The organism is Selenomonadales bacterium (assembly GCA_017442105.1).
Lineage (GTDB): Bacteria > Bacillota > Negativicutes > RGIG982 > RGIG982 > RGIG982.
This window is the reverse complement of the sequence record JAFSAX010000011.1, coordinates 1-5,178: the sequence shown is the minus strand read 5'-3', so window position 1 is coordinate 5,178 and position 5,178 is coordinate 1. Positions and strand designations below refer to the sequence as shown.

6 protein-coding genes are annotated in these 5,178 nt (G+C 47.6%); all 6 read left to right on the top strand.

Features of this window, described 5'->3' with window-relative positions:
• A partial coding sequence (gene xseA, locus IJN28_00465; GenBank protein MBQ6712244.1) for an exodeoxyribonuclease VII large subunit occupies nt 1-891 on the top strand: 891 nt, incomplete at its 5' end.
• Nucleotides 869-1,123, top strand: a complete 255-nt coding sequence (gene xseB, locus IJN28_00460; protein ID MBQ6712243.1) for an exodeoxyribonuclease VII small subunit — start codon at nt 869-871, stop codon at nt 1,121-1,123. The genes xseA and xseB, both read left to right, overlap by 23 nt.
• A complete protein-coding gene (locus tag IJN28_00455; protein ID MBQ6712242.1) occupies nt 1,116-1,994 on the top strand; it encodes a polyprenyl synthetase family protein in 879 nt (292 codons plus the stop codon). Before xseB ends, IJN28_00455 begins: the two co-directional genes overlap by 8 nt.
• Nucleotides 1,995-2,004: 10 nt before the next feature.
• Entirely contained in the window at nt 2,005-2,451 is a 447-nt protein-coding gene (locus tag IJN28_00450; protein MBQ6712241.1) for a divergent PAP2 family protein, read from the top strand.
• Between the two features lie 89 nt (nt 2,452-2,540).
• Nucleotides 2,541-4,481 (top strand): 1-deoxy-D-xylulose-5-phosphate synthase, encoded by a 1,941-nt coding sequence (locus IJN28_00445; protein MBQ6712240.1) that lies wholly within the window; start codon nt 2,541-2,543, stop codon nt 4,479-4,481.
• Nucleotides 4,433-5,178: TlyA family RNA methyltransferase (locus IJN28_00440; GenBank protein MBQ6712239.1), on the top strand; the 746-nt coding region annotated here is incomplete at its 3' end. The genes IJN28_00445 and IJN28_00440, both read left to right, overlap by 49 nt.

The following is a 5,178-nucleotide window of genomic DNA, read 5'->3' as shown; positions in this document are numbered from 1 at the left end:
GAGCAACTGAAGGCGAAATTGGAAGCAGAGGGGCTTTTTGATACGGTGCGCAAAAAGAGGCTTCCGCTACTTGCCAAAAAGATCGGTATCGTTACTTCGGCGACGGGAGCTGTTTTGCGAGATATTTTAAAAGTCGGGAAACGTCGCAATCCGAATGCAGAGTTTATCTTATGTCCTGTACAGGTGCAAGGCGATAAGGCGTCAGGTCAGATCGCGGAAGCGATCCGTATGTTTAATGAAGAGTATCCTGTCGATGTGCTCATTGTCGGTCGCGGTGGCGGTTCGATGGAAGACCTTTGGCCGTTCAACGAAGAGTTGACAGTACGTGCTGTGGCATCGTCTAATATTCCGATCGTGTCGGCAGTCGGACATGAAACAGACTTCACGTTGACGGATTTTGCGGCAGATATGCGTGCGGCGACACCGTCTCATGCGGCAGAGCTTACCGTATTAGATCATGCTGAATGGCAGATGCAGATCATGGCACAGCAGAATCGTATGCTGCAGGCTGTAAGACGATCTTTGCGCGAGAAAGAAACTTCATATCGTCAATATTCGGCAGAGAAGATGATGAAGCGACTTGCTGTATCCGTCGAGCGGAAAGGACAGACGGTCGATTTTTTGCGGGAGCAGATCGTTAAGCGGGCGGAAAAAGCATTGACCGAGAAACGGCATCGGTTCGTTCTTGCAGAGAAGAGGCTTCGGATGCTCGATCCCGAAGATGCCGTTCGAAGAGGGTACAGTATGCTGACCGATACGGAAGGAAATCTTGTGCGTCAAGTCGCCCAGGTGGAAGACGGGCAGACTATTTATGCGAAGTTGGAAGATGGAAGATTATCGCTCAAGGTAGTTGAAAGGGAGATACAACATGAGAAAAACAGAGAAAAATAAAATGTCGTTTGAAGATGCGCTTCTTCGCTTGGAAGAAGCGGCAAGTACGCTCGAAAGCGGTGATCTGCCGTTGGCGGAACTGCTGAAGACATTTGAAGATGGTATGGAATATGTAGAAATCTGTCAAGACAGACTACAAAAAGCGGAAGCTGCAATGGATAAAGTGTTGCAGAAAGAACAAGATAAGATCGTTGAGATGCCGCTCGTATTGGAGGAAGAAAGCCATGTTTAAAGCCTATTGCAAAGCCAAATTACCGCTTATTGATGAAGCACTTCGTAATGCTATGACGATCGAAGGGGAGATCGCGCCTACGATCTTTGATTCGATGCGATACAGTCTGTTCGCAGGTGGTAAAAGACTTCGCCCCGTACTTCTATTGGCGGCGGCCGATGCAGTCGGTGCGGACGGCAACAAGTTCCTTAATGTTGCGTGCGGTCTGGAGATGATCCACACGTATTCGTTGATCCATGATGATCTGCCTGCGATGGACAATGATGATTATCGTCGCGGTAAGTTGACGAATCACAAAGTGTACGGAGAAGGAATTGCCGTTTTGGCTGGGGACTCTCTCTTGACGTATGCATTTGAAACGATGCTTTCTCAAGAAGGGGTTGACCCGAAGACACTTCTCAAAGTAGTAAAAGAGATCGCATCGGCGGCAGGCCCCGAAGGTATGGTCGGCGGACAAGTTATCGATATGGAATCGGAAGGCAAAGCCGTATCTTTTGATACGCTTCAACAGATGCATCGTGCAAAAACAGGAGCACTTTTCCGTGCGGCTGTTCGTGCAGGGGCTATTCTAGGTGGTGCATCGGAGAAAGAGATTGAAGCGCTTACTCTCTATGCAGAAAAATTCGGTCTGGCATTTCAGATCACAGATGATATCCTTGATGTCATTGGCACGGCAGAAGCAATCGGCAAACCTGTCGGCAGTGATCTGAAAAATAATAAATCGACATACGTGACGCTTCATTCGGTCGAAATCGCACAGCAAATGGCTAAAGAAACGGTCGCTGATGCTGTCGATGCACTCGCGATGTTTGGAAAGCGCGGTGCGGTACTCAAAGACTTGGTAGAATATTTGTTAAAACGCGAAAGCTGAGGTGCTTAACGTGGAAAGTGCTGTGAAGGCATTGCTCTCTAATCATATCCTTGTCAGTGCCGTTCTTGCATGGGCGGCGGCGCAGATCATCAAAACGGTCTTAGCATATCGTAAGACAAAAGAATTAGATCTGGAACGACTGTTTGGTTCGGGCGGAATGCCCAGCTCTCATACGTCGTTCGTCGTTGCGATGGCAACAGCTGCGGCGATGACGGAAGGTCTGGCATCGTCGACATTTGCACTTTCGTTTATCTTGGCCAGTATCGTTATGTACGATGCCGCAGGTGTTCGGCAGGCGGCGGGACAGCAGGCACGTGTTCTGAATCGCTTGCTGAAGCAACTACGGTCAGAGCATATTTTGGTAGAACGTGAATTGAAAGAGCTTCTCGGACATACACCGCTGGAAGTATTGGCGGGTGCGGTGCTTGGTTTTTTGATTGCATATAACTTGGCATAACGATGAAAGAATTCAATAAAATTCTCAAAATTGGTGTATTTTTATGCTATAATATAAGGTAGGGTTTTTGTAAGAAAGAAGGTGTTCGGTTGACTAGACTTTTAGACACGCTCGTGTCGCCGAATCAGATAAAAAATATGTCACTGAAAGACGTAAAAAAACTTGCCGCCGAGATCAGAGAATTATTGATCGAAACGGTATCACATACAGGTGGTCACCTTGCGCCGAACTTGGGCGTTGTAGAGCTTACGCTTGCGATTCATCGTGTGTTCGATACACCGAAAGATAAGATCGTATTCGATGTAGGCCATCAATCGTATGTGCATAAGATCGTGACAGGGCGCAGAGATCGCTTTCATACACTTCGTACGAAAGACGGTATCAGCGGATTTCCGAAGATCAGAGAAAGTGAGCACGATTCGTTTGGTACGGGACATTCGAGTACTTCTATCTCTGCGGCACTCGGTATGGCACTTGCGCGTGATATGAACGGCGAAGATCATCAAGTTTTGGCTGTTATCGGCGACGGCTCGATGACAGGCGGACAAGCGTTCGAAGCACTCAATCATGCAGGTGATACAGACGCACATATGATCGTGATTTTGAATGATAACGAGATGTCCATCGCCAAAAATGTCGGTGCGCTTTCGGAATATTTGTCCAAAGCACGTGTGGCATCCTCGTATAATAAGATAAAACAAGATGCAGAAACATTCTTGAAGCAGATTCCTGCTGTCGGAGATAAGGCGTTCAAAACGGTCAAGAAGATGAAAGACGGTTTGAGCTATCTTCTGGTACCGCCCGGCATGGTTTTTGAAGAATTGGGATTTCATTATTATGGACCGATCGACGGGCATAATATTGAGCTTCTTACCGAGATGCTGACGAAAGCGAAGCACAGAGAAGGTCCTGTTCTTGTCCATGTTTTGACGAAAAAAGGCAAAGGTTACAAACCTGCCGAAGAACATGCAGATTTGTTTCACGGTGTGGGGCCGTTCTGTGTGGAAACGGGAAAAGTGCATAAAAAACCGTCGGCTCCGAGCTATACTTCGATGTTCAGTGATGCCCTTATCGCACTTGCTGAAAAAGATTCTGATATCATCGGTATCACGGCGGCGATGCCCGAAGGGACAGGCCTGAAAAAATTTTCTCAACGATTCCCGAAACAGTTTTTTGATGTAGGTATTGCCGAACAGCATGCCGCGACACTTGCGGCAGGCCTTGCGATGGCAGGCAAGAAACCTGTTGTGGCACTTTATTCGACATTTGCACAGCGTGCATACGATCAGATATTGCATGATGTTTGTCTGCAAGATCTGCCTGTCGTATTTGCGATCGACCGTGCGGGGCTTGTCGGTGAAGATGGGCCTACTCATCATGGTGTATTCGATATCAGCTACTTGCGCTTGATCCCGAATATCGTCATTATGGCGCCGAAAGATGAAAATGAGCTTCGTCAAATGCTGGCTTCTGCGGTATCATATCCACACCCGGTAGCACTCAGATATCCGCGCGGCAGCGGGCTTGGTGTCGAGATAGATACAGAACCGTCGGTATTACCGATAGGCAAAGGTGAAGTCGTACGTGAGGGCAGTGATGTTGCATTCCTTGCGCTCGGTACGATGGTACATAATTGTGAGTTGGCGGCAGATATCCTTAGCGGGCAGAATATCAAAGCAGGCGTTATCAACCTGCGTTTTGCAAAGCCGCTCGATAAAGAATTGATCTTAAAGACAGCAATGCAATACCGCTGTATTGTGACGGTGGAAGAAAATGCGCTTCACGGCGGTGTCGGATCGGCAGTCATGGAACTTTTGAACGAAGCAGGTCTTCATGGTGTGAAGGTCTTGCGTCTTGGTGTTCCCGACCGATTTATCGAGCATGGTGCGCGTGCGCTTCTTTTGCGTGACTTGGCACTTGATGAAGCGGGGATCGCACGTCAGACAGAGCTGTTTTTAGAAAAAATGGAGTACAATAAATTATGGCAAAAGAACGATTGGATGTGTTGCTTGTCAAACAAGGCATGGTAGAGAGTCGTGAAAAGGCGCGTGCGCTTATTATGGCAGGCAATGTATATATCAATAATCAAAAAGCCGATAAGGCAGGAACGATGGTCAAAGAAGATGCCGTTATCCGTGTCGACGGTGGCATGAAATATGTCAGTCGCGGTGGCTTGAAGCTCGAAAAAGCAATGGAAACATTCCCTATTACGCTTGACGGGAAAGTGATGATGGATATCGGTGCTTCGACGGGCGGATTTACTGATTGCGGTCTGCAAAACGGTGCTGTAAAAGTATTCGCAGTCGATGTCGGATACGGTCAGCTTGCTTGGTCGCTTCGTACAGATGAGCGTGTCGTCAATATGGAGCGAACGAATATCCGCAATGTAACGCTTGAAGATATCGGACAGGCCGTTGATTTTATTTCGATCGACGTCGCGTTTATCTCGCTTGATAAAGTATTGCCTGTTGCAGCGACGCTTCTGAAAGAAGATGGCGAACTTGTCGCGCTCATCAAACCGCAGTTTGAAGCAGGTCGTGAAAAAGTCGGTAAAAAAGGTGTTGTGCGCGATCCTGCCGTACATCGAGAAGTCATCGTGAAGGTCTATCAGTTATCACAGGAACTTCAATTCCATCCGTGCGGGTTGACGTATTCGCCTGTAAAAGGACCGGAAGGTAATATCGAATATTTGATACATCTTAAAAAAGAAGCTTCGGACACGATGGT

Bases quoted from the DNA above. Each gene is read 5' to 3' on its own strand.
- xseB (MBQ6712243.1), top strand. From the start codon at position 869: ATGAGAAAAACAGAGAAAAATAAAATGTCGTTTGAAGATGCGCTTCTT.
- IJN28_00455 (MBQ6712242.1), top strand. From the start codon at position 1,116: ATGTTTAAAGCCTATTGCAAAGCCAAATTACCGCTTATTGATGAAGCA.